Annotated in this window: 7 protein-coding genes; 4 read left to right on the top strand and 3 right to left on the bottom strand. The window is 71.7% G+C overall.

From position 1 onward, the window contains the following. Positions 1 to 172: 172 nt before the first annotated feature. Positions 173 to 649: a hypothetical protein gene (locus FNH04_RS41395; protein WP_152791380.1), complete on the top strand. Its 477-nt coding sequence runs from the start codon at positions 173 to 175 to the stop codon at positions 647 to 649. A gap of 36 nt (positions 650 to 685) precedes the next feature. Here FNH04_RS41395 and FNH04_RS41390 read toward each other — a convergent pair whose 3' ends face one another. Both FNH04_RS41390 and FNH04_RS41385 read right to left on the bottom strand, forming a co-directional pair. After that, complete coding sequence (locus tag FNH04_RS41390; protein WP_228031927.1) at positions 686 to 1,240, bottom strand: levansucrase; 555 nt, start codon at positions 1,238 to 1,240, stop codon at positions 686 to 688. Positions 1,241 to 1,305: 65 nt separating this feature from the next. Continuing rightward, positions 1,306 to 1,881 (bottom strand): protease, encoded by a 576-nt coding sequence (locus FNH04_RS41385; RefSeq protein ID WP_322725370.1) that lies wholly within the window; start codon positions 1,879 to 1,881, stop codon positions 1,306 to 1,308. Between the two features lie 259 nt (positions 1,882 to 2,140). On the opposite strand from FNH04_RS41385, the gene FNH04_RS41380 reads away from it, so the two are divergent. Next, positions 2,141 to 3,157 (top strand): GlxA family transcriptional regulator, encoded by a 1,017-nt coding sequence (locus FNH04_RS41380; protein ID WP_152791376.1) that lies wholly within the window; start codon positions 2,141 to 2,143, stop codon positions 3,155 to 3,157. Here the strand turns inward: FNH04_RS41380 and FNH04_RS41375 are convergent. Further along, positions 3,128 to 3,430 (bottom strand): hypothetical protein, encoded by a 303-nt coding sequence (locus tag FNH04_RS41375; RefSeq protein ID WP_152791374.1) that lies wholly within the window; start codon positions 3,428 to 3,430, stop codon positions 3,128 to 3,130. The genes FNH04_RS41380 and FNH04_RS41375 overlap by 30 nt on opposite strands. A 170-nt stretch (positions 3,431 to 3,600) precedes the next feature. Between FNH04_RS41375 and FNH04_RS41370 the strand changes: the two genes are divergently transcribed. Then, entirely contained in the window at positions 3,601 to 4,017 is a 417-nt protein-coding gene (locus FNH04_RS41370; protein WP_152791373.1) for an Hsp20/alpha crystallin family protein, read from the top strand. A gap of 320 nt (positions 4,018 to 4,337) precedes the next feature. Further along, positions 4,338 to 4,796 (top strand): DUF2267 domain-containing protein (locus FNH04_RS41365; protein ID WP_152791371.1); only part of this gene is annotated, 459 nt, incomplete at its 3' end.

The following is a 4,796-nucleotide window of genomic DNA, read 5'->3' as shown; positions in this document are numbered from 1 at the left end:
GGGTGTGAGAGGGCCGGTCTTCAGGGGCGCGGGGGACTGCGCGACCAGCCCCCACGACGGCCCCCCGCCCCCGGAAGTTCGCTGTGACCGCGGCGTCTGAGTACCTCTGAGTACGGGAGTCTGAGTACGCGTACTCTGTCGGGCCGCTCCCGCGCCCGGAACCCTCGTACGCATGACCGAGAAGCTGCTCCGCCCCTTGCGCACGTGCTCCTGGCCGGAACGCTGGCTGACCCGCCTGCTCGGCGCCGCCGTCGCCACGGCCGCGTATCTGCTCTGTCTTCCGTGGGACCTGCGCAACCGCATCGAGACGCCGGGCTCCCTCAGCGAGACGACTCCGGTGAACGGCCCCGACGTCGTGTACCTCGCCCTGGTCCTGATCGCCCTGGCCGCCTACTTCGGCCACCGGGACTCCCCGGCCTGGCCCCTGCTGGTGGCCGCGGTCCCGCCCGCGGCGCTCATGTACCTCTCCTTCCGCACCCACCCGGAACCCCCGGACGCGGAGGCCTGGCCGCTGACCTGGGCCTTCTTCACGCTGGTGGCCAGCGCGGGCGTCCTGGTCGCGGCCTCCGTGGCCCGGCGGTTCCAGGTGGACGCGGTCGAGGCGGAGGCGGTCGAGGAGGGATGGGTCATCCGGGCACAGCGCTCGTGAGTCTCCTGGTCCGTGAGGCTCACTGGCCCGTGAGGCTCACTGGCCGTGGAAGTACCGCAGGCCCTTCTCGGTGAAGTACGAGGCGTACGCGCGGCCGATGAACGGCTTCCCCCGGTACGTCCCCACGTACTGCCGCGCGCTGTCGACCACCACGGGCCGGGCCATGCACGCGAACTTGGCCCGCTGCTGCGCCTCGGCCCAGTGCACGGCGGCCGGATCCACGCGGTCGCTGACCAGAGTGGGGAAGGTGCCCACACCGGTCTGCAGCCCGACCGGCAGCCCGCCCTTGTTCTTCTTGGCGTACGCGAGCACCTGGTCGGTGAAGGTCGCGATCGTGGGGACGGTTATCTCCGGGACGGCCGCCGCCACCGTGAACAGGTGCAGCTTGGTGGCCATCCACTTCAGCCGGAAGTCGGCCCGCCGCCCGAGCAGCACCGGGACTCCGCCCCAGTCCTCCCACCAGACGCGGCAGCCGTCGGCGGTGAGACGTGCTTCGAGGGCGGACAGGTAGCTGCGGGGGGCCGCGGACGACGGGTCGTACGGGCCGGAGGGCCCAGGTGTCTGGCCTGGCCCGGGAGGTTGTCCATGCATGGGCGGATCATGCATGGATACGGCTCCGATGTGAAGAAGCGGGGGTGTGGGGCCGTATGCGGTGTTCAGGCTCCCGTGGTGGAGCCGGGCCGCACGATCATGAGGACGGTGACGGTGGCCCAGAGGAGATTGAAGACACCGGTGAACATGGCCAGTTGAACGGTGGTCCTGGGGTTGATCGTGGGTTCGGGGGCGGTGGCCGGACCGGCGGTGGTTGCCCCGACGGTGGTCGGAGTCGCTGTGGCTGTGGCTGTGGCTGTGGCCTTCGCCTCAGCCTCCACGTCCGCCTTCGCCTTCGCCTTCGCCAAACCCTCCACGATCTCCTCCTGCCGTGGCAGTACCAGCGCCACGAGCACCATCGCCGCGAGCGTGGTGAGCACCATCGACGTGATCAGCCAGGCGTCCTTGAGCACTCCCATGCTCAACGCCGTGGCCAAGCCGAGCACCGGGACGCTGATGCCGACGCCCGCGTACACCCGGCAGATCCGGTGCAGCAGCCGTACGACCGAGACGGCCCGCTCACTGCCGGGCTCGGCGAGCGCCTGGCGCGCGCTGGGCGGGAACATGCTGGCCGCGACGGTCACGGGCCCGACGGCGACGATCGCGGCGAGGACGTGGAGGGCGAGGAGAAACTTGGTCACGGGGCGACGGTAGGAGCTGCCGGAGACCCGTAGAAGCGGCGGGATCGCCAGGGTTCAACGGATTCTCGCCAGGACGTGCGCCGACCCGGACGTGCGCCGACCCGGACGTGCGCTGCCCACCCGCTCCGAGCAGTCGACGTCTCCGTGGCTCCGTGGCTCCGAGGCTTCCCATGCCCTCCCATGCCCTCCCATGCCCTCCCGTGTCTTCCCGTGGCGAGAACCCGGCGTACACCCCAGGTCTCGCCATTACGCTCCTGTCATGCACACCGTGGCCGTACTGGCGCTGGACCAGGTCGTACCGTTCGACCTCGCCGCCCCGATCGACACCTTCAACTGGGCCCGGCTGCCCGACGGCCGTGCGCCCTACCGGGTGCGGGTCTGCTCGGTGGCCGAGGAGGTGCGGGCGGGCCCGTTCACGGTGCGGGCCCCGTACGGGCTGGAGGCGCTGGCCGAGGCGGACACGATCATCCTGCCGGGCACGTACACCGACCAGCTCGATCCGCTCCCGCCCGGTGTCGCCGAGGCCCTGTGCGAGGCGGCGGCGAGCGGTACGCGGATCGCCTCGATCTGCGTCGGCGCGTTCATCTTCGCCGCGACCGGCCTGCTGGACGGGCACCGGGCGACCACGCACTGGATCGCGGCCGCGGACCTGGCGGCCATGTACCCGAGGGTGACGGTCGACCCGAACGTCCTCTACGTCGACAACGGCCAGTTCCTGACCTCGGCCGGGGCCGCCGCCGCGATGGACATGTGCCTGCACATGATCCGCAAGGACTACGGTGCGGCGGTCGCCGCGCACGCGGCCCGTATGTCGGTGATGCCGCTGGAGCGGGAGGGCGGGCAGGCCCAGTTCATCGTCCACGCCCAGCCGCCCGCCCCGGCCGGCGCGACGCTGGAGCCGCTGCTGCACTGGCTGGAGGAGAACGCCGAGCGGGACCTCACGCTCGACGACATCGCGGCCCACGCGGGAACCAGCGCCCGTACGCTGGGCCGCCGCTTCCGCGAGCAGACGGGCACGACACCGCTGCAGTGGCTGCACCGGGCCCGCGTGCGCCGTGCCCAGCATCTCCTGGAGAACACCGACCACCCTGTCGAACGCGTCGCCCACCAGGCGGGCTTCGGCTCACCGACGGCGTTCCGCGACCGCTTCAAGCGGGTGGTGGGGATCAGCCCGCAGGCATACCGGCGGGCGTTTCGCACCCGCGGCGCGACGCCGACGGTGGCCAGGGCGCTCGCCCCCGGCTCCTCAGGCGCGCCGATCGGCCACCGCCCATGAGGCCAGCGCCACGGCCCCCGCGACCCCGAACACGGCGGGCCAGGCGCCCACCTTCTTGGCCAGCGGATGCGACCCGGCGAACGCGGCGACGTACGCGGCCGTCAACGCCCCGGCGGCCCTGCCCCCGGCCTCCCGCCGCCACCGCTGAGCTGCCGCGGCACCCGCGACGGCCAGTACGGCCCCGCCGAGCTGCCGCTTCCCGGTCCAGCGGGCCACGCCGTACCCACCGATGAGCCCGCTCGCGGCCACCGCCGCCGTGGGAACCTTCGCCATCGCTTGCCTCCTGTCACCGCACAACGAACCGGGTCAACCGAGGCTAACCACCTTCCGGGCACATGGCACTGCGGAAACTTGAGCGCAGGCTTGTCAACTTTCTACCTCCTGAGTTATATAAGAAGCCGTAAGGGCATCGCACCCGTACCCGACGGAAGGAGTGACCTGTGATGCTCATGCGTACCGACCCGTTCCGCGACCTCGACCGACTCGCGCAGCAGGTCCTGGGCTCCGCTCGCCCCGCGGCAATGCAGATGGACGCCTACCGGTCCGGCGACGACTTCATCGTCCACTTCGACCTCCCCGGCATCGACCCGGAGACGATCGACCTGGACGTCGAGCGCAACGTCCTGAACGTGCGCGCCGAGCGCCGCTCGCCCGCCCCCGAGGGTGCCGAGATGATCGTGGCCGAGCGCCCCACCGGCACCTTCACACGCCAGCTGTTCCTCGGCGACACCCTCGACACGGAGCGTGTCGAAGCGTCGTACGACGCCGGCGTACTGACCCTGCGCATCCCGGTGGCCGAGCAGGCCAAGCCGCGCCGCATCCAGATCAGCGGCGGCAGCCGCAAGCAGCTCGACCGCTGACGGTCCGGGCCGCCGCCTCCCCGTGCCCCTGCGGGCGCGCCCGTCGGTACACCCGCCGACGGCGTGTATGCCCGCGGGGGCGCGGTGTGCGGTACGCGGTGCGTGCGCCTCGAGGTGGACGAGCGAAAGCCCGAGATCGGAAGCCCGAGATCGGAAGCCCGAGATCGGAAGCCCGAGCCGAGGCCGTCAGGACCGCCAGAACCGTAAACCCGCCTCAACCGGTACAAAAGACGCATACCTGGGAACTCGACCCGGACCCGGAACCCGGAACCGCAAGACCCGGCACCGGACCGGCTCGGGAAACCGGAGGAGCCCCCACGATGATCCCCACCACCAGCCCGTACAGCGCCGCGACGCCCTCATCTCCCACCCCGTCCCCGACGCATCCCCGCAACGACACGAGACGGCGCCTGACCTGGGACGAACTGATGGACGCGGTCCGAGACGCGGGCCAGTACGCCACGACGGCCGAGGCCGCCCGCGTCACCCGTATCGTCCTCTCCGCCCTGGGCGGCCACGTGACCGGCGAGGCACGCGTCGATCTGGCACGTCACCTGCCCGAGGAGGCGGCCCGGCTCATCTCCTCCCAGGTCCCGGTGACCCGCCCCCTGACCGCCGCCGAGTTCGTGGACGCCGTCGCGACCCGTATCGAGGGAGCCACCCCGGCCACGGCCCGCTGGGACGTCAGCTCGGTCCTCAGTACCCTCCCGCACATGGTGGGAGCCCCCTCGGTCGCCCGCGTCCTGGCCCAACTCCCGCCGGGCTACGCTCTGTTGTTC

The sequence above is a fragment of the Streptomyces phyllanthi genome (assembly GCF_009377205.1).
In the GTDB taxonomy this organism is placed as follows: domain Bacteria; phylum Actinomycetota; class Actinomycetes; order Streptomycetales; family Streptomycetaceae; genus Streptomyces; species Streptomyces phyllanthi.
Note: the sequence above shows the minus strand (reverse complement) of the source record. Positions and strands in the feature narration are given on the sequence as shown.

What these genes read in the sequence shown, in the direction of transcription:
- FNH04_RS41395 (WP_152791380.1), top strand. Translation starts at nt 173, where the DNA reads ATGACCGAGAAGCTGCTCCGCCCCTTGCGCACGTGCTCCTGGCCGGAA.
- FNH04_RS41390 (WP_228031927.1), bottom strand. Translation starts at nt 1,240, where the DNA reads ATGCATGGACAACCTCCCGGGCCAGGCCAGACACCTGGGCCCTCCGGC.
- FNH04_RS41380 (WP_152791376.1), top strand. Translation starts at nt 2,141, where the DNA reads ATGCACACCGTGGCCGTACTGGCGCTGGACCAGGTCGTACCGTTCGAC.
- FNH04_RS41375 (WP_152791374.1), bottom strand. Translation starts at nt 3,430, where the DNA reads ATGGCGAAGGTTCCCACGGCGGCGGTGGCCGCGAGCGGGCTCATCGGT.
- FNH04_RS41370 (WP_152791373.1), top strand. Translation starts at nt 3,601, where the DNA reads ATGCTCATGCGTACCGACCCGTTCCGCGACCTCGACCGACTCGCGCAG.